The sequence below is a fragment of the Pseudoalteromonas thalassia genome (assembly GCF_049257215.1).
In the GTDB taxonomy this organism is placed as follows: Bacteria; Pseudomonadota; Gammaproteobacteria; order Enterobacterales; family Alteromonadaceae; genus Pseudoalteromonas; species Pseudoalteromonas lipolytica_C.
Genome location: NZ_JBMMUE010000006.1, coordinates 47,046 through 72,094, shown reverse-complemented (window position 1 = coordinate 72,094; position 25,049 = coordinate 47,046). Strand labels below are relative to the sequence as shown.

Annotated in this window: 14 protein-coding genes; all 14 read left to right on the top strand. The window is 40.0% G+C overall.

From position 1 onward, the window contains the following. The first annotated feature begins 6 nt into the window (after window positions 1-6). The 14 genes from prc (at window position 7) to uup (ending at window position 25,046) form a co-directional block, all read left to right on the top strand. Window positions 7-2,031, top strand: a complete 2,025-nt coding sequence (gene prc, locus AAEU31_RS09170) for a carboxy terminal-processing peptidase (protein WP_135924815.1) — start codon at window positions 7-9, stop codon at window positions 2,029-2,031. A 175-nt stretch (window positions 2,032-2,206) separates the two neighbouring features. Continuing rightward, window positions 2,207-3,688: a Na+/H+ antiporter NhaC gene (gene nhaC, locus AAEU31_RS09165; protein WP_135924812.1), complete on the top strand. Its 1,482-nt coding sequence runs from the start codon at window positions 2,207-2,209 to the stop codon at window positions 3,686-3,688. Between the two features lie 45 nt (window positions 3,689-3,733). Beyond that, window positions 3,734-6,328, top strand: a complete 2,595-nt coding sequence (gene pepN, locus AAEU31_RS09160) for an aminopeptidase N (protein ID WP_421967048.1) — start codon at window positions 3,734-3,736, stop codon at window positions 6,326-6,328. Continuing rightward, window positions 6,328-6,549 carry a DUF2835 family protein gene (locus tag AAEU31_RS09155; RefSeq protein ID WP_135924807.1) on the top strand — a complete coding sequence of 74 codons (222 nt, stop codon included), beginning with the start codon at window positions 6,328-6,330 and terminating at the stop codon, window positions 6,547-6,549. The genes pepN and AAEU31_RS09155 overlap by 1 nt, the downstream gene beginning before the upstream one ends. A gap of 309 nt (window positions 6,550-6,858) precedes the next feature. Continuing rightward, window positions 6,859-8,943: a DUF1302 domain-containing protein gene (locus AAEU31_RS09150; protein WP_421967047.1), complete on the top strand. Its 2,085-nt coding sequence runs from the start codon at window positions 6,859-6,861 to the stop codon at window positions 8,941-8,943. A 12-nt stretch (window positions 8,944-8,955) separates the two neighbouring features. Beyond that, complete coding sequence (locus AAEU31_RS09145) at window positions 8,956-10,320, top strand: DUF1329 domain-containing protein (RefSeq protein WP_135926279.1); 1,365 nt, start codon at window positions 8,956-8,958, stop codon at window positions 10,318-10,320. 124 nt (window positions 10,321-10,444) lie between these two features. After that, window positions 10,445-11,449 (top strand): WD40/YVTN/BNR-like repeat-containing protein, encoded by a 1,005-nt coding sequence (locus AAEU31_RS09140; protein WP_421967046.1) that lies wholly within the window; start codon window positions 10,445-10,447, stop codon window positions 11,447-11,449. Continuing rightward, window positions 11,449-13,773: an efflux RND transporter permease subunit gene (locus AAEU31_RS09135; protein WP_421967045.1), complete on the top strand. Its 2,325-nt coding sequence runs from the start codon at window positions 11,449-11,451 to the stop codon at window positions 13,771-13,773. Before AAEU31_RS09140 ends, AAEU31_RS09135 begins: the two co-directional genes overlap by 1 nt. Window positions 13,774-13,985: 212 nt before the next feature. Next, the gene (locus AAEU31_RS09130; protein WP_421967044.1) at window positions 13,986-18,824 is read left to right on the top strand and encodes an NAD-glutamate dehydrogenase; all 4,839 of its coding nucleotides are present in this window, start codon (window positions 13,986-13,988) and stop codon (window positions 18,822-18,824) included. Between the two features lie 114 nt (window positions 18,825-18,938). Next, window positions 18,939-19,949, top strand: coding sequence for a quinone-dependent dihydroorotate dehydrogenase (gene pyrD / locus AAEU31_RS09125; RefSeq protein WP_235382744.1), 1,011 nt, complete (start codon window positions 18,939-18,941; stop codon window positions 19,947-19,949). A 119-nt stretch (window positions 19,950-20,068) separates the two neighbouring features. Next, window positions 20,069-20,599: a cell division protein ZapC domain-containing protein gene (locus tag AAEU31_RS09120; protein ID WP_421967043.1), complete on the top strand. Its 531-nt coding sequence runs from the start codon at window positions 20,069-20,071 to the stop codon at window positions 20,597-20,599. A 178-nt stretch (window positions 20,600-20,777) separates the two neighbouring features. Continuing rightward, window positions 20,778-22,895, top strand: a complete 2,118-nt coding sequence (rlmKL, locus tag AAEU31_RS09115) for a bifunctional 23S rRNA (guanine(2069)-N(7))-methyltransferase RlmK/23S rRNA (guanine(2445)-N(2))-methyltransferase RlmL (protein ID WP_138557573.1) — start codon at window positions 20,778-20,780, stop codon at window positions 22,893-22,895. Next, entirely contained in the window at window positions 22,888-23,121 is a 234-nt protein-coding gene (locus AAEU31_RS09110) for a glutaredoxin family protein (RefSeq protein WP_138557572.1), read from the top strand. The genes rlmKL and AAEU31_RS09110 overlap by 8 nt, the downstream gene beginning before the upstream one ends. A 14-nt stretch (window positions 23,122-23,135) precedes the next feature. Next, the gene (uup, locus tag AAEU31_RS09105) at window positions 23,136-25,046 is read left to right on the top strand and encodes an ATP-binding cassette ATPase Uup (RefSeq protein ID WP_199526431.1); all 1,911 of its coding nucleotides are present in this window, start codon (window positions 23,136-23,138) and stop codon (window positions 25,044-25,046) included. Window positions 25,047-25,049: the final 3 nt, after the last annotated feature.

Below are 25,049 nucleotides of genomic sequence, written 5' to 3'. Positions count from 1 at the left end.
TTGTGTATGAGTAATAAGTTTACGCTCATTCCGTTAGTCGCTGCCCTGTTTTCAGGTTCATTATTGGCATCTACAGACAATCTTACTGTTGAAGATTTGCCTATTCTTAAGCAAGAAAGCCAGCATAGTACGGCTAGTAAACGGGTGACAAACTTATTTACTCGTGCACACTACAAACCTATTCGTTTTAACGACGAATTATCTGAGCAAGTTTTTGATCGTTACATCGAATCCCTTGATTTCAACAAAAGTGTTTTTTTAGCTTCAGATATTGCATCATTCTCGCAATATAAAGACCAGTTTGATAATGCACTTTCGACAGGGAAGCTTGGGTTTGCTTTTGATATTTTTAACTTAAGCTTAAAACGACGTTTTGAGCGTTATGATTATTCATTGTCATTACTTGATAAAGAAATGACTTTTGATAAAGAAGATGAATACATGTTCGACCGCGAGGACGCGAGTTGGGCAACAACTCAGGCTGAGTTAGATGAGTTATGGCGTCAACGAGTTAAATATGATGCGTTACGCTTAAAAATGACAGGTAAAGATTGGCAAGGCATTAAAGATGTTTTAACCAAGCGTTACCACAATGCGCAAAAACGCTTAGTACAAACAAATAGTGAAGATGCGTTTCAAATTGTAATGAACTCGTTTGCACGAAGCATCGAAGCGCATACTTCTTATTTATCTCCACGACGTGCTGAACAATTCAAGATGGATATGGACCTTGAGTTAGAAGGTATCGGCGCAGTCCTTAGTTATGATGAAGATTACACAGTAATTCGTAGCCTAGTACCGGGTGGTCCAGCAGATAAGTCAGAGCAAATTAAAGCTGATGACCGTATTATTGGTGTTGCCCAAGAAGGTGAAGACTTTGTTGATGTTATCGGTTGGCGCTTAGATGATGTTGTTGAGCTTATAAAAGGTCCAAAAGGCACCAAAGTACGTTTACAATATCTAAAAGGTGCAGATGCTCACGGCACTCCTAAAGTGGTTGAAATAACCCGTGATAAAATTCGCTTAGAAGACCGTGCTGCCAAATCAAATGTGTTTGAAGCAAAGTATTCAGATTTAACCAGTAAAATCGGTGTGATTGAAATACCAGGCTTTTACAATAACCTATCACAAGATGTAAAAGTTGAGCTTGCTAAATTAAAAGAAGCTAAAGTTGATGGTATTATCATCGACTTACGTCAAAATGGTGGTGGTTCTTTATATGAAGCGACACAACTTTCTGGTTTATTTATAGATCAAGGCCCGGTCGTTCAAATCCATACACTAAATAATCGTATTGAAGAGCAAAAAGACCGTGATGGTGTGACTTTTTATGATGGCCCATTAACGGTATTAGTTGACCGTTATAGTGCCTCTGCCTCAGAAATTTTTGCTGCGGCAATGCAAGATTATGGTCGTGCAATAGTGATTGGTGAGCAAACATTTGGTAAAGGCACTGTACAGCAGCATAAACCGCTTGGCCGTGCTTACGATTTATATGATCATCCATTAGGTAGCGTGCAATATACGATTGCAAAATTCTACCGTATCAATGGCGGCAGTACACAGCACAAAGGCGTGATACCAGACGTATCTTTCCCTTCAGCTATCGATCCTGCAGAGTGGGGCGAAAGCCAGCAAGATAATGCACTACCTTGGGACAGCATCATCCGTGCTAAATACAACTCAGTTGATAACCTAAAACCAGCTATCTCTTACGTTAATAAGCTTCATGATGCACGTATTGCAAGTGAACCTGAGTTTGGCTATGTGTTTGATGACATTAAGCGCTATCAAGAAGAGAAAGATCGTAAGACTATCTCACTAGTTGAAGCTGACCGCTTAAAAGAGAAAGACGAAGGTGAAGAGCGTGCGTTAGAGCGTGCAAATGAACGTTTGGTTCGTCTGGGTGAAAAGCCAGTTGAGAAACTAGACGACTTACCTGATGTCCTTGATGATTTAGACCCATTCTTAGAAGAAGCGGCTCTGATCACTCAGGACTATATTAAATATGGTCGTATCGCGAAAAAATAATTAGCAATTTTTTAGCAAAATTGTTCAATAAAAAGGCGCTTAGGCGCCTTTTTTGCTACCTAAAACAGGTCATCTTGTTATAATGAAAAATCTGATAGCCTTAAACTATAAGGGTTTGAGGCTTATGAACAATAATAATTAAACACGCCATATAAGACGTGTAGGAGACTATCTTTTGAATTCAGTTGAAGATAAACCTGTTAAACAGGCCAGCTTTTTGGACGCCCTGATCCCAATTTCAGTGCTGGTTTGCCTACTAGGTGCAGCAGTTTACTTATTCGGTGATAACTCATCATCGGGTCCAAATCAAATCGCATTATTATTTGCCACCTTTACTGCCGCATTAATTGGCTTAAAAAATGGTTATACCTGGAAGAAACTAGAACAAGCCATGATAGAAGGGATCACTTTGTCTCTTGGTGCAATCATCATTCTTTTGATGGTCGGTGCTTTAATTGGTACTTGGCTACTTTCAGGCACTGTACCAACCTTAATTTACTATGGTTTACAGATCATTAATCCAAGCTGGTTTTACGCAGCAAGTTGCTTAATTTGTGGCATTGTTGCGATGAGTATCGGTAGCTCATGGACTACAGCTGCGACCATTGGTGTTGCACTGCTTGGTGTCGCAACAGGCCTTGGCCTTGAACAAGTTGTTACTGCGGGTGCGGTTATTTCTGGTGCTTACTTTGGTGATAAGTTAAGTCCATTATCAGAAACCACTAATTTGGCTCCTGCTGTTGCGGGAGCTGACTTATTTGAACATATTCATCATATGCTCTGGACAACAGTGCCAAGCTTTATTATTGCGTTAATTATTTTTATTTTTATGGGTTTTAATGCAGGTGGTTCGACAGAAGCAGGCCGTATTGATGAAATCGTTAATTTATTAGAGCAAAACTTCAATATTGGCTTTGAGATGCTAGTGCCGTTAGCTGTATTACTTTTCTTAGCAATCCGTAAGATGCCAGCATTTCCTGCGATTTCTATCGGGGCAGTATTAGGTGCGATTTGGGCGATGTTATTTCAATCAGATTTAATAAATAGCCAAATTGATGCATCACAAGGCCACGCGATTGGCTATTTTAAACTAGTTTGGACAACCTTCTTCGACGGTTTCAGTATCGATACTGGCGATGAAAAAATGGACTCACTATTAAGTGGTGGCGGTATGGCAGGCATGCTAACAACAACTTGGCTGATTATGACAGCCTTGATGTTCGGCGCTATTATGGAAAAAACCGGTTTACTTGATATGTTCGTAAAGAGCATTTTAAAAATAGCAAAAAGCACAGGCTCGCTTATTACTGCCACTATCGCAACCTGTATTGGTACCAATGCGGTAGCAGCTGACCAATATATTGCGATTGTTGTTCCAGGTCGAATGTTTAAAGACGAGTACGAAAAGCGCGGTTTGAAGCCAGTTAACTTATCTCGCACATTAGAAGATGGCGGTACTATTACAAGCCCACTTATACCTTGGAATACCTGTGGTGCTTACATGCAGAGTGTTTTATTAATAAATCCATTTGATTACGCTATGTATGCATTCTTTAATTTAATTAATCCATTCTTAGCGGTTGTTTACGCCTATTTAGGTATTAAGATTTTACGTATTACACCAAAACACGTTAAACAAGAAGCTAGCGCTGAATAATAAACTTAGGCCCTGTATAGTTGCAGGGCCATTTTGGAGCCAGTTATGTCTGCTACGAGTAAACCTCAAGCTCAATACTTAAAAGATTATCAAGCCCCTCAATTTTCAATTCAACATATCGATTTACGCTTCGAATTAGCGCCTTTACAAACGTCAGTACAGTCTACAATGACAATCAATCGTACTGATGAAAGTAATTCGGACCTTGCTCTTGATGGTGTTGATTTAACGCTCATCTCAGTAGTGGTTGATGATAAAGCCTATGATGATTATACACTCGAAGATGAAAAACTAATCATTCATAACCTACCTGAAAACTTTATTCTGAAAATAGAAAACCATATTGATCCGCAAACGAATACTTCACTAGAAGGTTTGTATTTGTCGGGTGGTGCTTACTGTACGCAATGTGAAGCCGAAGGTTTTCGAAAAATTACCTATTACCTCGACCGCCCAGACGTACTTGCCAGTTTTGATGTGACTATTGTTGCTGACAAAAAATATACTCACCTGCTCTCAAATGGTAACCAAATTGAGGCTGGTAACTTAGATGACGGTCGGCACTTTGTAAAATGGCAAGACCCATTTAAAAAGCCTAGCTACTTATTTGCATTAGTCGCTGGTGACTTTGATGTGCTACGTGATCATTATACAACCAAGTCAGGTCGCAATGTTGAATTAGCTTTATTTGTTGATAAAGGAAATTTATCAAAAACACCTCATGCTATGACATCTCTCAAAAAATCAATGAGATGGGATGAAGAGCGCTTTAACCTTGAATACGATTTAGATATTTACATGATTGTCGCTGTTGATTTCTTCAACATGGGCGCGATGGAAAATAAAGGTTTAAATATCTTTAACTCTAAATGTGTTCTGGCGAATCAAGAAACAGCCACAGATAAAGATTACCATACAATTGAATCCATAGTCGGACATGAGTACTTCCACAACTGGACAGGAAACCGAGTTACATGTCGTGATTGGTTCCAATTGTCTTTAAAAGAGGGATTGACTGTTTTCCGCGATCAAGAGTTTAGTAGTGATATGGGGTCGCGAGCACTCAATCGAATTGATGCGGTTAAAGTGATGCGAACGCACCAATTTAGTGAAGATGCGGGGCCAATGGCACACCCAATTCGCCCAGAAAAAGTCATCGAAATGAACAATTTTTACACGGTTACTGTGTATGACAAAGGGGCTGAAGTTATTCGTATGATGCATACCTTACTGGGAGAAGAAAAGTTCCAACAAGGTATGTCATTGTATTTTGAGCGTCATGACGGACAAGCTGTTACCTGTGATGATTTTGTTGCTGCTATGAGTGATGCATCAGGTATCGATTTAACGCAATTTAAGCGTTGGTATAGTCAAGCTGGTACGCCAAAACTTAATGTAGAACAAGTTTACGATGAACAAAAGCAGACCTTCACACTGAGCATTGAACAGTTTGCTCCTGATAATCAACCTGACAATGCCTTATTGCATATTCCGTTTGCTATTGAGCTTTTAGACAGTGTAGGGCAGTCACTACCTCTTGTGATTAATAACCAGCCACAAGATTCGGTATTAAATGTCACTGAAAAAACGCAGCAGTTTGTTTTTGAAGGGATTAAACAGCGTCCAGTCGCAGTGCTGTTAGAGGACTTCTCTGCGCCATGCATTGTTAATCAAAACACTTCTGCTGCTGATCTTTTACATATTATGCGTTTTGCCCGTAGTGACTTTTCGCGCTGGGATGCTCAACAACGCTTATTTACTAATGAGATGAAACAAGCTGTTGCATCTGGTGATGCTAACTTATCAGATGAAATAATTAATGCGCTTAAAACACTTATTGATGAGCGAGATGGTGATCTTGCACTAATTGCAGAGCTGTTAAAACTACCCAGTTACGATACTTTAGCCGCGGAATACTCAATCATTCCTGTGGATGACATCATCGCAGTGCAAAATACCTTTGAAGCACAAATTGCAAGCAGTTTAGCTGACTCTTTTGTTAATTGTTATAACGCTCTGTTGGATGATGGATCAACCTCTGCAACTGCTGTAGCCATACGTGCTCTTAAACAAGTTTGCTTGTACTATTTAGCTAAAACAAATCACAACTCAGTAAATAGCTTAATTAATGAGTCTGCTCACAGTAGTAATATGACGAATGTATTGGCAGCATTAAGTGCTGTTGTGAAAGCTAACCACCCATTATGTGACACATTACTTGATGAATTTGATGCAAAATGGCGTCATGATGTACTTGTGATGGATAAATGGTTTGCACTGCAAGCGATGAAAGAGACAGCGAGCAGTATTGAAGATATTAAAGCTCTTTATAATCATCCAAGCTTCGATTTTGGAAACCCAAATCGTGTACGGGCATTAGTTGGCAGCTTTAGTCATTTTAATATTACCCAATTCCATCGTGCAGATGGTAAAGGTTATGAACTTTTGGGTGACTTATTAGTTAAATTAAATGATATTAACCCTCAAAATGCATCGCGAATGCTAACCCCATTTATGTCATGGCGACGTTACGACGAAAATCGTTCAGCAGCTATAAAAGCGCAGTTAATGCGTTTAGCAAATTTAGATGGGTTAAGCGATGATTTATTTGAAAAGGTTGAGAAAGCACTTGAAAGCTAATGAGAGAATACTATTTTGCTTTGTACCTTAGTTATGCTGAATGTCTTGATTACTATCATGGTAAATATAAGTCTGTTCAGGTAACAGAAGACGGCGGTAAAATCGTACGATTCGATGCTCGTTATTTACGCCCGCACATTTCTTCTTTAGGAATAAGAGGGCGCTTTCGGCTAACATTAACCGATGAAAATCAGTTTATAAAATTAGAGAAAGTGAGTTAAAAAGCAGCTATAGCTGCTTTTTTATTGCTCAGTACCCAGTAAAAAAGCCTCATTTGTAGTTATTTTCTTGCTCTTCAAAACAGTAATTTTATTATATTTTTGTTAATTCGATTTGTTCTATTGTTAATTTACGTGTATAAAATATCTGGTATGACGTCTTACCAATACGTAAACGTCACATTTTTAAATAAATATTAACCGATTGAACGCGTTCTATATTGTATTTTTATTGTTTCGCTTCTATCGTTAGAAAGATACTAAAAACAACAATTTGATCACAGAACAACCCGTTACAGGGGGATGAACACAATGATAAAACGATCGCTTTTTGTTAAAAACAAAATAGCTTTGGGACTCGCGGCGGCTACACTCGGAATCTCAAGTACATCTTTGCATGCAGCAAACTTCGAGTTAGGGGACTTTGACGTACGTTTTGACTCTAACTTTTCTTATGGTCAAAGCATTCGTGTTGAAGACCGAGATTTTAAACATATAGGTAAAAGTAATAATCCTTCATTTGATTGGACGGGTTATCATTCTGCGTTAAATCCTATTTATTCTTCTGCGGATGTTTGGAACCAACCTGGTGCCTACTCTAATAATGGTGATGCGGGGAATTTAAATTTTGATAGTGGTGATTCATTCTCAAAATTATTAAAGGGCAACCACGAGTTATCAATTAGTAAAGATAACTATGGTTTCTTTACACGCTTTATGTATTTTTACGACTTTGCATTGATGGATGGCGATTTTGCATATAGCAATCCTACATCAGGTAACAAAGTAGACCCATGTGACGATGATGACACTAAAGAACAAGTATGTGCTGATTTACGTTTATTAGATGCGTACGTTTGGGCAAACTTCGATTTAAATGAAGGTCGTAATCCTCTGTCTATTCGCTTAGGTCAGCAAGTTGTGAACTGGGGTGAAAGTACCTTGATTTCTCATGGTATAAACGTTAACCCAGTTGATATCGATCGTTTAAAAGCGCCAGGCGCTGAGTTAAAAGAAGCCTTTATCCCTGTGGGTATGCTTTGGGCATCACTTGGCATTACAGATAACTTAACACTGGAAGGCTTTTACCAATATGAATGGCATGAAACACGTCTTCCAGCTGCTGGGACGTACTTCTCGACTAACGATTTCGCGTCAGAAAATGGTTATCAGCAAAATATTCAACTAGGTTTTACATCAAACCCAGATATCGATTTAGCATTCTTAACAGAAAGCTTAAACAGCTTAGACGATATTGTGCGTTCGCAAGGTGTTGATCCAACATCTGCGCAAGGTCAAGCTATGATGGCGCAAATGTATTTAGCTTATCCGACTAAAGTAGCTCTTAAAGGTAAGGGCAGTGCGGGTAAAAATGAGCCAGATGATGGTGGTCAATATGGTTTACGTTTAGGTATGTTTTTACCTGAATTAAACGATACTGAAGCGGCTTTATACCACATCAATTACCATAGCCGACGCCCAGTAATTTCTGGTCAAGTGTCTAATTTTACAGCTGGTGCTATCGCGGCTGATATTGGTATGTTGTTATCTACAGAAATCACTGAAGATAATGTAACTAGCTTACAAGCATTCACTAAAGGCCAATTAGAATACCCTGAAGATATTAAGCTTTATGGTATCAGCTTTAATACATCATTAGGCGAAACTGCTTTCGCTGGTGAATTTGCATTCCGTCAAGATGAGCCACTACAAATTGATGACGTAGAGCTTCTTTATGCGGGTATGCCAGAACAACTAGCCGTGGCTGGAATTCGACCTGACTTTGCGGGTATTTCGCAAATGAGTCTGGGTGATGCTACAAGTGTTGTAGGTCCTGGTGAAGTGGCGCAAGGCTTTATATTACGCAACACAGCACAATTACAATTTACAGCAACACATCTATTTGGCCCATCATTAGGTGCAGACAGCTGGGCGGTTGTTGGTGAAATCGGTGGTGTGCGCATTAATAATATGCCTGAGTACGATGAGCTGCGTTTAAACGTTGCTGGTACGGGTCGAAGCGGCATTATGCAGGGGCCACTGAGCGATGATTATTCAACCCTTCATATGGGTTTATCGAATGGTCCTGAAACGAATCCGTTCCCAACAGCATCGGCATGGGGTTATCGTTTAATCGCTAAAGGTGATTACTATAACATTTTCAACGGTGTTAACTTCTCGCCACGTTTTGTGTTCTCACATGATGTGAATGGTATTACACCTGATCCGATGTTCTTATTTGTTGAAGACCGTAAATCACTCGGTGTAACGATGAACTTCAACTATCAAAATGCGTGGTCATTCGACTTTAGCTATAACTCTTTCTGGGGTGGTGGCGCGACGAATACATTCTCTGACCGCGATTATGTTTCATTTAATATTAAATATTCAATCTAAGGGTAAATTATGATTATTAGAAAACCTACCCTCATTGCTGCAGCTTTTTGTAGCGTTTTCGCAAGCTCTAGTGTACTTGCAAAAATTACTGCTGATGAAGCAGCACGTTTAGGTAATGACTTAACGCCAATTGGCGCAGAAAAAGCAGCTAACAAAGATGGTTCTATTCCAGCTTGGACGGGTGGTATCACAACCCCTCCTGCAGACTATAAACCAGGCATGCACCACCCAGACCCATTCGCTGATGATAAAGTGTTGTTCACCATCGATAAGTCAAACGTTGATAAATATAAAGAGTACTTGAGCCCTGGTCAGGTTGAATTATTCAACACTTATCCAGACACGTTTAAGATGAACATTTATCCAACGCGTCGTAGCGCGTCTTATCCGCAGTTTGTTTATGATGCGACTAAAAAATACGCTACGACAGCCGAGTTAGTTGAAGGTGGTAACGGTATTAAAAACACAGCTGTGGGTGTACCTTTCCCAATTCCTAAAGATGGTTTAGAAGCAATTTGGAATCACCTTTTACGTTTCCGTGGTTTATCAATTGAACGCTCTGGTGGTCAAGCAGCACCAACAGCGTCAGGCTCATATAATTATGTTGGTTTTGAAGAGCAACTTTTAGTTGAATATTCATCACCAGATGCAACGCCAGAAAAACTGCAAGAATCTAATATCTTGTTTAAGTTTAAGCAAAAAGTAACTGAGCCAGCTCGTCTAGCAGGTACTGCGTTATTAGTTCATGAAACTATGGACCAGATCTTAACGCCACGCCAAGCATGGACATACAACTCAGGTCAGCGTCGAGTTCGTCGCGCACCTAATGTTGCATATGATGCACCAGGAACAGCGGCTGATAGCTTACGTACCACTGATGACTTTGATATGTTCAACGGTTCTCCTAACCGTTACAACTGGACATTAAAAGGTAAACAAGAGCTTTATATTCCATATAACAGCTATAAACTTCACAGCGATAAGTTAAGCTATGATGATATCTTGCAAGCTGGTCACATTAACCCTGAATATGTTCGTTACGAAAAGCACCGTGTTTGGGTTGTAGAAGCAAACCTGAAAGAAGGTACGCGTCATATTTATAAGAAACGTGTTTTCTATATTGATGAAGATAGCTGGCAAGTACATGTAACGGATATTTATGATAACCGTGACCAAATGTATCGTGTAGCAATGGCACATGGTCTTAACTACTATGAAGTACCGACTCATTGGAGTACGTTAGAAGTTTATCATGACCTTAACTCACGTCGTTACCTAGCAATTGGTTTAGATAACCAAGAAAAAATGTATGATTTCTCACAATCATTCAATGATAACGAGTTCACTTCAAGCGCTTTACGCCGCGAAGGTCGTTAAACAATCTAAGGCACCTGACTTCAGGTGCCTTTTGCAATTCGCGTAAGTCATCAAGACACGCAATTGGTTTTCCCAGTGGCTTTTTTGACTTCTCTTTTTATCTTTTCGAAGGCGATTTATCTTTATGAAGTATTTGCTTTATGCCTGTCTTGCTTATAGTGCTTCATGTTTTTCTCTAGACATGCCCACACCGCAACAAGCGATTAGTGCCGTTAATGCAAACAAAACTCTACTCACTGACATCGAATTGGTCGGTGAAAAACTGGTTGCTGTTGGTAAACATGGTGTGGTTATCACTAGTACTGACGCACAAACATGGCAGCAAGCCAGTGTACCAACACAAGTATTACTCACCGCGGTTGATTTTTATAATGACGAATTAGGCTGGGCTTGTGGCCACGATGCCACTATTATCAACACCGTGGATGCTGCTAAAACATGGCAGTTACAACAATCTTTACCAAACATGGATAAACCATGTTTAGATATTCTTTTTATATCTGAAAGCCATGGTTATGCAGTGGGTGCATACGGCATGTTTTTTGAAACCACTGATGGTGGCCAAACATGGCAGAAACGTTTTTTAGATAGCTTGTTATTTGAAGATGATCGCGACTATTTGAATGATTTAAAAGAAACAGATCCTGAAGGATATGAGCTTGAGACGGCATCAATTTTGCCGCATTTTAATCGTATAGTGAAAACTAAAGACCGATTAATCTTAGCAGGTGAAATGGGGCTAATGGCCGAAAGTGTTGATAATGGCCAAACATGGCAACGTCTTGAAGAGATTTATATGGGCTCTTTCTTTACGTTTGCGTCAACTGCAGATCAGGGTGGTGAAGACCTAGTTGCAGGTCTGCGTGGCAATATATTTACTCGTCAAGCAAATAGTGAACAGTGGTTACCAATTCAAAACACTAATTATGCCACCGTCAACAGCGCAATAAACCACAATAACGAATGGCTTTTATTTGCCAATAGTGGGGTTATTTTTCATGTTAAGGGTGATCAATTATCAGAAGAGCAAATGGCCGATGGCAAATCATTGCTCGACGGTGTTGTGTTTCAAGACAAACTAATTATGGCTTCAGAAAATGGCATTAAAGTGAAGGAGTTGAATCCGTAATGCGTGGTTTATTAGACTTTTTAGAAAGAACGGTGTTTCGTCATCGCTTGTTCGCAATTATTTCCTTTGCTTTGATCACCTGTTTTTTATTATTCAAAGCAACACAAATTCAATTAGACGCCTCGTTTAATAAAAATATCCCTCTTAATCATGAATACATGAAAGTATACACCAAACACGAAAAGCAATTTGGTGGTGCAAATAGTATTTTAATTTCGGTGTGTGATGCAGACGGTGATATTTTCAATGAAGAATTTTTTACCCAACTAAAAGCAGTTCATGACCAGCTTTATTTTATTCCAGGTGTTAACCGTCCATTAGTTAATTCAATTTTCGCACCGAGTGCACGTTTTGTTGAAGTTGTTGAAGATGGCTTCGCTGGTGGTCCAATTATTCCGGCTAACTTCACAGCTGATAAACGTGGTCTTGCAGTTGTAAAAGAAAACATCGAAAAAGCAAAAGTAGTCGGCCGTATGATCGCTAGTGACTACTCGTGTGCAATGGTAACAGCCCAGTTACTCGAAACTGATCCGCAAACACAAGAAAAACTTGATACATTAGCCTTTGCTGAAAAACTAGAAACACAAGTTCGTGAACCGTTAAGTACTGATAAAGTCAGTATCCATATTATTGGTTTTGCAAAGATGGCAGGGGATGTAGCAGAGGGTGCTAAAGGCGTACTGTTATTTTTTGCAATCGCGATTGCTTTTACTTTTGTGATGGTTTGGCTGTTCTGCCACTCTTTAAAACTGACAATTTTACCGATTGCCTGTTCAATCATTGCCGTTGTTTGGCAGTTAGGTTTGTTATCAACCTTGGGCTTTGGCTTAGACCCTATGTCAATTTTGGTGCCGTTTTTAGTGTTTGCGATTGGCGTAAGTCATGGTGTGCAAATGATCAATGACATCGGTAAAAAAGTGACGTCAGGAAGCTCAACCCGGGTGTGTTGTCAGGCAAGCTTTAGAGCACTTTTGATCCCAGGTGGTATCGCGTTGCTATCAGACACAATTGGCTTCTTAACCTTACTCACCATTGATATTGGTATTATTCGTGAACTTGCCATCACCGCAAGTTTAGGTGTGGCTGTGATTATTTTCACAAACCTCGTATTGTTACCAGTGTGGGCATCGTATATGCGCTTTGAAGGCTCTGTACATATTCAAGCAGGAACACACTCAGACAAACCGAATTTCTTAGATAAATTGCGTGAACTGTTAGTAAAAGCGACGGACCGTAGAACCGCCGGTTTAATTATTGTGCTTACAGCGATATTATTTGCAGTGGGTTATTGGCAAGCTGACAAAATGCGCATTGGTGATTTACACGCAGGTGCGCCGTCTTTGCACCAAGATGCCCGCTATAACCAAGACACCTTCTTAATTTCAGATAAATACACCATTTCATCAGATATTCTTAAAGTAATTGTTGAAGCATACCCAGCTGCTTGTACTGAGCATGATGTGATGGAGCGTATTAGTCGTTTTCAGTGGCAGATGGAAAATGTCGCAGGGGTGCAATCAGCAGTGAGTTTAAGCTCAGTTGCACAATCTGTGAATGCCGGCTTTAACGAGGGCAACTTAAAATGGCAAAGCCTGCCGCGCAATACGGCTAGTTTAGTGCAAGCTACTTCGCGCGTTGAAACAAGCTCAGGCTTACTTGATGGTAACTGCTCTGTAATGCCAGTGATTATTTTCTTAAATGACCACAAAGCAGAAACTATTGACCATGTAGTAGCGAAAGTTAAAGAGTTTGCTAAGGCTGAAGAAACGGATGAGTTGAAGTTTAAGTTAGCGTCAGGGCCTGTGGGTGTAATGGCTGCAACCAACGAATCTGTATCAGCTGCACAGCTACCTATGATGCTTTACGTTTACGGCGCCGTAATCCTGCTATGCTTAATTAGCTTTAGAAGTGTTAAGGCAACGGTTGCGGTTGTATTACCTCTGTATATCGTATCAACTTTAGCGCAAGCCTTGATGGTACAACTTGAAATAGGTTTAACGGTATCGACACTACCAGTTATCGCTTTAGGTGTTGGTATTGGTGTTGATTATGGGATTTATATACTCTCATCAATGATGGGGCAGCTAAAACAAGGTGTGGCACTCGAAGTGGCTTATCGCAATGCATTAGCAGAGCGTGGCAGTGCAGTGTTATTCACGGGTATTACCTTAGCCATTGGTGTTAGCACATGGATTTTCTCTGATCTGAAGTTCCAAGTAGATATGGGTATTCTTTTGACCTTCATGTTTTTGGTTAACATGCTGGGCGCAGTACTACTTTTACCTGCAATTGGTAGCTTCCTCTGGACTGACCAGAAAAAATAATGTGAATAATTGTGCTCCAATATGGCCAGTAATGGCCATTTATATCTATATTTTGTGAATAGATGACCAAATAGCTGAAAAGCTTAAAATGATTTCATCGAAAAGGCTGTTTATTAGCTGCAAAAGAGTTAGAATTTACCTGACTCCACGCTAATAAATGGCTGTACAAATATTCTACTAATCGATAAGTAGTATAGATTAAGGAACATACAATGACACGAAATGAAGGGCAAGCCTCGGTTATCTTAGATAATGTCTGTAAGCTGATCCAGAAAAAAGTTCACGCTGATAATGTGTTACTCGTTGAGAAATTCGCCAAAGCCTTGTACAGCAATATGTCTAAAGAGGATTTGGCACATCGCAACGATAGTGACTTATATGGCGCTGCACTAAGCCTATGGAACTCGCTAGAAAAAAATAACTCTGATGACGCGGTTGTCCGTGTCTTCAATCCAGAAGTAGCAAAAGATGGCTGGCAGTCATCGCACACTATTGTTGAAATCATCGCGAAAGACATGCCTTTCTTAGTTGATTCTGTGCGTATGGCCATGACTCGCGAAAACATCTCTTCTCACTTATTACTTCACTCTCCACTGAAAATCCAACGTGACAAAAATGCTAAAATCACAGGTATTTCAAGTTTAAAAGCAGAGCAAGAATCAACGTCAACAAAAACGGTGTTCTTTATCGAGATTGATCGCCAAACAGATGCAAAAGTTATTGAGTCTTTCAAAAAAGAACTTGAGTCTGTGTTAGTTGACGTATCTATCGCTGTAGAAGATTGGCAGCCAATTCGTGAAAAGCTAATTGCTGTAACGAAGGATTTACCTAAGCGTCATCATAATAATAACGAAAGTGAAGTTGCTGAAACGGTTGAGTTTTTAGACTGGTTAGCAAAAGATAACTTTACCCTAATGGGTTATCGTGAGTATGAACTGTCGCCTGTACAGGGTGATTATCAATTAAAAGGTAAAAAAGGTACTAGCCTTGGTCTGATGAAAAACACAGACGAAGAGCACAGCCGTTTACTTTCTGAATTACCAGAAGTTGCACGTCAAGAAGCGCGTAGCAATAATTTACTGATTTTAACGAAAACTAATTCAGTGTCTCGTGTTCACCGTCCTGCTTATATTGACTATGTGGGTATCAAGCGTTTTGACGAGGAAGGTAATGTAATTGGTGAAGACCGTTTCCTTGGTTTATTCTCTTCGAGCTTCTACAACAACAGCGCCGCTGATGTTCCGGTACTGAAAAGTAAAATTAATCGCATTATGGAAATGTGTGACTTTGCTAAAGGCACCCATGCTTATAAAGCGGTATTAAATATCCTAGAAACATACCCACGTGATGAACTTGTGCAAGCACGTGAAGCCGAACTACTTGAAGTTGCTATGGGCGTACTACAAGTACAAGAGCGTGATATGTGCCGTATTTTTGTGCGTAAAGACGCATATGGCCGTTTCTTCTCTTGCATGGTCTATGTTCCGCGTGAGCGCTATAACACGGCACTACGTCGTGAAACGCAACGTATCTTAGCTAACGCATTTAATTCTGACGACAAAGTCGAATTTACTACTTTCTTCTCTGAGTCAACATTAGCCCGTACTCATTATACGGTGCGTGTGACTGACAATAATATTGAATATAACGTGAAAGACATCGAAAACAACCTAATTGAAGCTGCCCGTACTTGGGAAGATAGACTCCAGTCTGCACTACTTGAAAGTGCAGGTGAAGCACGCGGTAAAGAACTAAATCGTAAATATGCACAAGCATTTGCAAGTGCATATAAAGATCAGGTTTTACCAAGTGCTGCGGTTGTTGATATCGAGAAACTTGAGCTTCTTAATGACGAAAACAAACTAGAAATGTTGTTCTACCGTCCACAAGAAGAAGCAAATACTAATGTTGTTCGTTTAAGCTTATTCCATAAAGATGAGCCAATCCACTTATCTGACGTCATGCCAATGTTAGAAAACTTTGGCTTACGTGTAGTGGGTGAAACGCCTTACTCAGTTAAAACGACAGACGGTAAAGTTAATTGGATCATGGATTTCACCATGCTAATTGACAATAAGGGCATTGCTGACTTTGATAAAGTATCTGCTCGTTTCCGTGCTGCGCTTACTAATGTTTGGAATAACCGTTTAGAAAACGATGGTTTCAACCGTTTAGTATTAATGGGTGGTTTAACCGGGCGTGAAGCGTCTATTCTTCGTGCATACGCTAAATACATGCGTCAAATTGGTGTAACTTTCTCGCAGACTTACATCGAAAGCACATTTGCAAATTACCCACATATTGCTTCGCAAATCGTTAACTTATTCACTAAAAAATTCTCAGTTAAGAACCCTGGTAGTGAGAAGACACTTGAGAAGCTAGTTGCACAAGTAAATCTTGAACTAGAAAACGTAGCAAACCTAGATGATGACCGTATCATCCGTTTATACGTTGATATGATCAATGCAACTCTTAGAACGAACTTCTTCCAAAAAGAAGCGGATGGCCAATTTAAGTCATATGTATCGTTCAAGGTTCAGCCTTCTATGATCCCAGAAATGCCATTACCACTGCCTGCGTTTGAGATCTTCGTATACTCGCCGCGCGTTGAAGGTGTGCATTTACGTGGTGGTAAAGTTGCACGTGGTGGCCTACGTTGGTCTGACCGTCGTGAAGACTTCCGTACTGAGGTACTGGGTCTTGTTAAAGCGCAACAAGTTAAAAACACGGTTATCGTGCCAGTAGGTTCGAAAGGTGGTTTCGTATGTAAACAGCTACCGACAGACCGTGAAGCATTCTTCAAAGAAGGCCAAGAGTGTTACAAAATTTTCATCCGTGGTTTATTAGATATCACAGATAACATCGAACGTGGAGAGATTGTTCCGCCAGTTGATGTTGTTCGTCATGATGAAGATGACCCGTATTTAGTTGTTGCTGCCGATAAAGGTACTGCGACTTTCTCTGATATCGCAAACGGCATCGCAAATGAATATAACTTCTGGCTAGGTGATGCATTCGCATCAGGTGGCTCAGTAGGTTATGACCATAAGAAAATGGGTATCACTGCAAAAGGTGCGTGGGAGTCTGTTAAGCGTCACTTCCGTGAAATGGATATTGACTGTCAAACAACTGATTTCACTGTTGTAGCTATCGGCGACATGGCGGGTGACGTATTTGGTAACGGTATGTTGCTTTCTAAGCACATTCGCTTACAAGTGGCGTTCAACCACATGCACATCTTTGTTGATCCAAACCCAGATGCTGCAACATCTTACCCTGAGCGTGAGCGTTTATTTAATTTACCGCGTTCTTCTTGGGAAGATTACAACAAAGACCTTATTTCACAAGGTGGTGGTGTATTCTCTCGTGCGGCTAAATCAATTAGCTTAAGCCCTGAAATGAAGAAAATGCTTGGCACTAAAAAAGCGAGCATGACACCTAACGAATTAATCAAAGCAGCTCTAATGATGGAGTTTGATTTACTTTGGAATGGTGGTATCGGTACTTACATCAAGAACTCTAAAGAGACTGATGCAGATGTTGGTGACCGCGCAAATGATGCACTTCGTATTAACGGTTCTGAGCTTGGTGCGAAGATCTTAGGCGAGGGTGGTAACTTAGGTGCTACTCAATTAGGTCGTATCGAATTTGCAGCTAAAGGCGGTCGTGTTAACACTGACTTCATCGATAACGTAGGTGGTGTTGCGTGTTCAGATAACGAAGTAAACATTAAGATCTTACTTAATGGCTTAGTTGCTGAAGGTGACTTAACGCGTAAACAACGTGATGAGCTACTTTATGCTATGACCGATGAAGTATCGCAGCTGGTTCTTAAAGATTGTTATCGTCAAACGCATACCTTATCGATTACACAGTCAAAAGGCACATCAACACTTAAAGAAAAAGTACGTTTTATCCATGCCCTTGAAAAAGATGGCAAGTTAAATCGTGCGATTGAGTTCATTCCAACTGATGAAGAACTTGCAGAGCGCGCAGCAGCGGGTAAAGATTTAACTCGTCCAGAACTATCTGTACTAGTTTCTTACGCGAAAATGGTACTTAAAGAGTCTTTAGTGGTTGATGAAATCACTGAAAACCCTTATTACCGTCAGTTATTGGTTAATTCATTCCCGGTACCACTTCGTGAGAAGTTCAACGATGCAATGGATAATCACCCACTTCGTAAAGAAATTATCGCAACAAAACTTGCCAATAATATTGTTAACGATATGGGCCTTAACTTCATGGTTCGTATGCACGAAGAAACAGGTGCTAACGAAGCAGAAATCGCGCTTTGCTATTCAATTGCAAAAGAAGTGTTCCAGATGCCAGAAACATGGTCATCAATTGTTGCACTTGATAATAAGATCCCAGCAGCTGTACAAACAGAAATGCTCTATCAGTTACGTCGTACGGTTCGTCGTGCAACACGTTGGTTCTTACGTCATCGCAATAAAGCACAAACGATTGAGCAAGCAATTCAGTTCTTTGCACCAACATTTGCTGATTTAAGTGAAAACTTAAATAGCTACATGGTTGAAAAAGAAAGCGAGCGTTTGGTTAAAGCAGCTGAGAAGCTAATTGATAGCAATGTACCAAAAGCACTTGCGACACGAGTTGTGTCTCTATCAAGCCTATTCTCTGTAATGGACTTAGCTGAAATTGCTAATAATTCAGAGCGTAGTATTGCTATGGTATCTAACACGTACTTCAAGTTGGGTGCGCGTATGGGCTTACATTGGTTCCTTGACCAAATTACTAACCAACCGGTTGCAAATCACTGGCAAGCACTTGCTCGTGCTTCTTACCGTGAAGAGCTTGATTGGCAACAACGTACATTATCGGCTGTGGTACTTAATAGCTTTGCAGCAGACAGCAAAGACATTGATGCACAAATTGATGAGTGGATGGATAACCAAGATCTACTTCTACAACGTTGGAAACAGATGCTATCTGAATTCAAAACATCGCAAAGCCATGATTTTGCGAAGTTCTCAGTGGCACTTCGTGAACTAATGTTGTTAAGCCACAACTGTGACACTTCCAAATAAGTGAAAAGTCGTTAAAATACATACCCCAGCTCGCTGGGGTATTTTTTTGCCCTTAATTTGCAATGGTCCGTTTATAAGCGGCTACCTTGTTTATTTTTACCTAAGGAACAAACCATGTTTTATGATCTAGCTCGCCGTTTTATGTTTACCCGTGATGCGGAGTGGGCTCATGAATTTGCACTTAATAATTTACGCCGATTTGCTCATACTCCATTGAGTGCAGCGTGGTCTCAATCTGTCCCTAATAAACCAGTTAACTTTTTGGGTTTAGAATTTAAAAATCCAGTAGGTTTAGCGGCAGGCTTAGATAAAAATGCAGAGTGTATTGATGCATTTTCACAAATGGGTTTTGGCTTCGTTGAAGTGGGTACTGTTACTCCTCGCCCTCAAGCTGGTAACGATAAGCCGCGTATTTTCCGTTTACCAGAATCAAATGCGATCATAAATCGTATGGGCTTTAACAACAAAGGCGTTGATAACCTAGTTAATAACGTAAAAGCGGCGAAATATGATGGTATTCTAGGTATAAATATAGGTAAAAATAAAGATACACCAAACGAGCAGGGTAAAGATGACTACATTCATTGTATGCGCAAAGTATTTGAGCATGCATCGTACATCACAGTAAATATTTCTTCACCAAATACTCCGGGTCTTCGTGATTTACAATATGGTGAAGCGCTTGATGACTTGCTACAAAGCTTAAAAAATGAACAACTTGATTTAGCTGCAAAGCATAACAAACAAGTGCCTATGCTTGTTAAGATCGCCCCAGATCTTGATGAAATACAAATTGCGCAAGTTAGTGAGTCATTGATCAACAATAAGATCGATGGTGTTATTGCTACAAACACCACACTTGAGCGTGCGGCAGTACAAGGCCAACAATATGCAAACGAAGCGGGCGGTTTATCTGGACAACCAGTACGTCAGCGCTCAACCCACGTGGTTAGTGAGCTGAAGCGTTTAACTGATGGTAAGTTACCTATCATTGGTGTGGGTGGTATTGATGATGCAGACTCTGCAAAAGAAAAATTTGCAGCGGGTGCCGACCTTGTACAAGTTTATACTGGCTTTATTTATAAAGGCCCAGAATTGGTAAAAACGATCCTTAACGGCTTATAAGGATCAGTTATCTAAGCATTTGATCATTAATAAAATGTTCTAAAAAAGTATTTTATTAATGGTCAGGCTTAGCTATAATTTATGATTAATCGCACAGAATTCTAAGTTAGGGAGGAGACATGTTACAAGCATCGAAGCAATGGAAATGGCTTGCTTGTGCAAAAAATAATCGTCTTTTGGTTGACCTTGACCAAGATATGCAACTGTGCACACCTTACAAATTACGCCAACTCACTGATGCTGTTTTACAAGAGCCAAACTTCAGTCTTGAAGATGCTGCATTTTATCAGCAAGTTTATCAATATCTTGAAACATTCTCATTATGGAGTCCGGCAGAGCTTTGCCAAATTGCTCTTAACGCTACAGCAGTTAAATTTCATTTGAAGCCAGTACTTGCAAAGAGTTGGTTTTTTCATGAATACCAGGGTAGCCAGCCAAGTGTTGAAGCGGTTGTAAAGTTAAACTCGAAGGCACAAGACGGTGAGTTTTTAATTGTCGATCATTCACCAGAAGCATCTGTTTGCATTAATCTGAGCGCACACTTTCAGTTAGACGAAAATCTATCTCTAGAGCAGTTTGAAGCCATCAAGGTTCTAAATAATCGTATCCATCCTGTTTATATTCAACAAAAACAGTTTAAATCGGCCTAGGGCGTGTTGACCTTTGTGAATTAAAATATGTTCACTCTAGAGGCAATTTAATCGCGGCGAGAGATTCGCTACCTAGTGGGCTAAGTAAAAATCTAGCTAATATCCCTGCAAATGTTGGCGTTTTTGTTCGCCAAGCTATGCTATAATCCTGCGCAATTAGCATTTAAGGGTTTTTACTTTGCAATTTATCGCACTTACTTCTATCGGAATAGAAAATTTACTTGTTGATGAGCTTACAGCACTTGGTGCAGAAGTCTCTAAACAAACCGTGGGCTCTGTACGTTTTGAAGCAGATAGCCTGTTAGCACAAAAAATTTGTTTATCGAGTCGCTTCGCCACTCGTATCATGATGCTGATAGAAGAAAAAGAAGGCGTTAAAGACAAAGAAAGCCTTTATCAATTTGCACGACTACAGCCTTGGCAAGAGTGGTTTGGCCCAAAACAAACTTTCGCTGTTGATTTTAGTGGTACTAACAACGATTTAAAAAATACCCAGTTCTCTGGTCTTGTCGTAAAAGATGCGATTGTTGATTATTTTTCAGATCTATTTGAACAGCGCCCAGATGTTGATAAGTACAACGCTAATGTGCGTGTTGTAGCAAGATTAAATCGCCAAGGTGTTGCGCTTTATATTGACTATTCAGGTCCACGTTTATCTGAACGTGGTTATCGTCAAGACCAAGGTAAAGCACCGATTAAAGAGCATTTAGCTGCAGCACTTGTAAAGCGAAGTGGCTGGCTTGAAAATGTACAACAACCTTTATTTGATCCATGCTGTGGTGCTGGTACCATTTTAATTGAAGCAGCAAGCATGGCTCGTAATGAAGCGCCTGGCTTATTCCGCGAAGGTTTTGCGTTTGAGCGCCTACCAAGTTTCCGCATCCAAAAATACAAAGAGTTAAAAGCAGAACTAACGGCACAAATTACTGATCCAAAGCTTTGGCTTATTGGACATGATATTGATGCTGGTGTAATTAAAAAAGCACAAGAAAACGCGGAACGCGCAGACCTTGGTAATGTAATTAAATTTAAACAAAGCGATGCAACTAAGCTAACTTCTGTTGCTAAGCTTCCTGGTGTGGTGATTTCAAACTTACCTTATGGTGAGCGTTTAGGCTCTATGGCAGAGTTGGTTAACTTACACCGAAGCTTAGGTGTTGGCTTCAAAAAGCACTTTAACCATTGGAAGCTTGCTTTACTTGGCACCGACGAAAGCCTATTTAAGTTATTAAAGCTTGTTAAATTAAAACGCTATAAGTTCAAAAATGGCCCGTTAGATGTGGTGCTAAATTTATATCAACTTGACGATAAACAAGTCGAGCTAAGCAAAGAAGATAAACCAGCACTTAACTTTGAAGGTTCAACAGCATTTGCAAACCGCTTAAAGAAAAACAAGCAAAACTTGAAAAACTGGTTAAAGCAAAATGAAGTAAGCTGTTACCGTGTTTATGATGCGGATATTCCAGAATATAACGTTGCAGTTGATGTGTACGATGATTCAGCGGTTATTTTTGAATATGCCGCACCGAAAGAAATCGATGACACTACGGCACAAAAGCGCTTACAAGATGTGATTAGCCTGACCGCTGAGCAGTTAGAAATTGCGCCAGAGAATATCGCAGTTAAAGTACGCAAAAAGCAAAAAGGTGAAGAGCAATATACGAAGGTATCAAAACAAAATCGCACACAAGTGGTCGAAGAGTTTGGTGCTAAATTTAAAGTAAACCTATTTGATTATTTAGATACAGGTTTATTCTTAGATCACCGTTTGGCTCGTCGTTATATTCAACAAAACGCACAAGGTAAACGTTTCTTAAACTTGTTTGCTTATACGGGCAGTGCATCTGTTCATGCTGCGATAGGTGGTGCCAAAGCAATTACTACCGTTGATATGTCAAAGACCTATTTAAAATGGGCGCAAGAGAATTTCGCGCTTAATGACTTGAGCAATACTCGTTTTCGTTTTGAGCAAGCTGACTGCTTGAAATGGCTTGAATACGCACAAGGTCAATATGATTTAATTTTCTTAGATCCACCGACGTTCTCAAACTCAAAACGTATGAAAGATGCATTTGATGTTCAGCGCGACCATATCAAACTCCTTACTTGGGTTAAAAAGATTTTAAGTCCAAATGGCACGCTTATATTCTCTAACAACAAGCGTGGCTTTATCATGGATGAAGTTGGTTTAATGGGGCTTGGCTTAAAAGCAGAGAATATTTCTGACAAAACTTTATCGCCAGATTTTAAACGCAATAAGCAAATTCATAATAGTTGGCTTATTACACATGGCTAGTTTTACCTTGTATCACACAGATGGCTGTCATTTGTGTGAAATGGCAGATGAATTATTAGTTGCAGCAAACGTTTCCTTTGCTGCAAAAGATATCATGGATAGTGAACAGCTTATCGCGCTTTACCAAACCAGTATTCCGGTTGTTGAAGCTCATCAAGGCGAAAAATTATTTTGGCCTTTTGATGCACAGCGATTAGCGCAATTTATTGCTGATAATAAAGAATAAGAGTAGTAATCACGATGGATTTAATCAGAATAGCCAAAGCGCAACTCGCTTATGGTACGCATCCGTTACTAGATGATGCTGATGCAGTTATTGAGTCGGGTGAGCGTGTATGTATTGTTGGTCGTAACGGTGCAGGTAAATCAACATTACTTAAAGTACTTGATGGCCAAGTTATCTTGGATGATGGTGAAATAAACCAACTAGGTGGTATACGAATTTCGCGTCTAGAGCAAGATCCACCAAAGGGGGCTGCAGGCTCAGTATTTGATTATGTAGCGCAGGGTATGCCTGATATTGCTAACTTATTGATTGAATATCACCAAGTTAGTAATCAGATGCAAACAGACTATAACGATAAGTTACTAAATAAGTTAGAGCGCTTATCAAATCAATTAGAAACAGTTGACGGCTGGCGTTTTGATACGCGTATTCAACTTGTGTTATCGCGCCTAGAGCTAGATCCAGAGGCTAAACTTGAATCATTATCAGGCGGTTGGTTACGTAAGGTTGCTTTAGCAAGGGCCCTAGTTAGTGAGCCTGATTTATTGCTACTTGATGAGCCTACCAACCACTTGGATATGAGCAGTGTTATTTGGCTCGAGCAATTTTTAAAAGAATTTAAAGGCGGTATCGTTTTTATTTCTCACGACCGTGCGTTCATTCGCGCAGTAGCTACTCGTATTCTTGATTTAGACCGCGGAAAACTAATTTCATATCCGGGTGATTATGCAACATACCTTGAACAAAAAGCGCATGATTTAAAGGTAGAAGAAACGCAAAACGCGTTATTTGATAAACGCTTAGCCGAAGAAGAAGCGTGGATCCGCCAAGGTATAAAGGCCCGTAGAACACGTAATGAAGGACGCGTTCGCGCATTAAAAGAGTTGCGTAAAGAGCGCAAGCAGCGAGTAGAGCAGGTTGGTAAAACAGATTTCAACATTGAAACTGCTGAGCGTTCAGGCAAACTTGTTTTTGAAGCGAAAAACATAAGTCATGCATTTAAAGACAAAGTGATCGCTAAAGACTTCTCTACACTTGTTATGCGTGGCGACCGTATTGGCCTTGTAGGCCCTAATGGTATAGGTAAAACAACACTGCTTAAAATTTTATTTGGTGACTTAACACCAGATAGCGGAAGTGTTAAGCAAGGCGTTAATTTAGAATTTGCCTATTTTGACCAATATCGTCAAAAGCTTGATGAAGAAGCCACAGTACAAGACAACGTAGCTGAAGGTAAGCAAGAAGTGATGATGGGCGGGCGCTCACGTCATGTACTTGGTTACTTACAAGACTTCTTATTTCCACCGGCAAGAGCCCGCACACCGGTAAAAGCTCTTTCTGGTGGTGAGAAGAACCGCTTGTTACTTGCAAAGCTATTTTTAAAGCCGTCTAATATTTTGGTACTCGATGAGCCAACCAATGACTTAGATATCGAAACATTAGAATTACTTGAAGATATTATTAACCAATATCAAGGTACCGTGCTTATTGTTAGCCATGACCGCGAATTTATAGATAATACCTGTAATTCAGTCTGGGCATTTGAAGGTGATGGTAAGATTACCGATATTATTGGTGGCTACAGTGACTATGAAGCTTATGCTGCCTACTTAGTTGAGCAAGAGAAACAACAACAGCAACAAACTAAGCAAGAAAAACCCGTGGTGCAAAACCAAGATAAACCACAAAAGAAAAGTAATAAACTCTCTTACAAATTAAAACTTGAATTAGAGGAATTACCCAGTAAAGTGGAACAACTTGAAAAAGCGCTCGATGCTCAGCAAGTTGTGGTCAATGACCCTGACTTTTTTAAGCAAGATGCTGCAATTACATCAGAAGCATTGAACCATTTAGCCCAGTTAGAGTCTGAGCTTGAAGCCGCTTTTGAGCGCTGGGAAGAACTCGAAGATTTAAAGAATCAGTAGTAA

What these genes read in the sequence shown, in the direction of transcription:
- AAEU31_RS09135 (WP_421967045.1), top strand. Translation starts at nt 11,449, where the DNA reads ATGCGTGGTTTATTAGACTTTTTAGAAAGAACGGTGTTTCGTCATCGC.
- AAEU31_RS09150 (WP_421967047.1), top strand. Translation starts at nt 6,859, where the DNA reads ATGATAAAACGATCGCTTTTTGTTAAAAACAAAATAGCTTTGGGACTC.
- prc (WP_135924815.1), top strand. Translation starts at nt 7, where the DNA reads ATGAGTAATAAGTTTACGCTCATTCCGTTAGTCGCTGCCCTGTTTTCA.
- pepN (WP_421967048.1), top strand. Translation starts at nt 3,734, where the DNA reads ATGTCTGCTACGAGTAAACCTCAAGCTCAATACTTAAAAGATTATCAA.
- AAEU31_RS09155 (WP_135924807.1), top strand. Translation starts at nt 6,328, where the DNA reads ATGAGAGAATACTATTTTGCTTTGTACCTTAGTTATGCTGAATGTCTT.
- pyrD (WP_235382744.1), top strand. Translation starts at nt 18,939, where the DNA reads ATGTTTTATGATCTAGCTCGCCGTTTTATGTTTACCCGTGATGCGGAG.
- AAEU31_RS09130 (WP_421967044.1), top strand. Translation starts at nt 13,986, where the DNA reads ATGACACGAAATGAAGGGCAAGCCTCGGTTATCTTAGATAATGTCTGT.
- AAEU31_RS09140 (WP_421967046.1), top strand. Translation starts at nt 10,445, where the DNA reads ATGAAGTATTTGCTTTATGCCTGTCTTGCTTATAGTGCTTCATGTTTT.
- uup (WP_199526431.1), top strand. Translation starts at nt 23,136, where the DNA reads ATGGATTTAATCAGAATAGCCAAAGCGCAACTCGCTTATGGTACGCAT.
- AAEU31_RS09110 (WP_138557572.1), top strand. Translation starts at nt 22,888, where the DNA reads ATGGCTAGTTTTACCTTGTATCACACAGATGGCTGTCATTTGTGTGAA.
- AAEU31_RS09120 (WP_421967043.1), top strand. Translation starts at nt 20,069, where the DNA reads ATGTTACAAGCATCGAAGCAATGGAAATGGCTTGCTTGTGCAAAAAAT.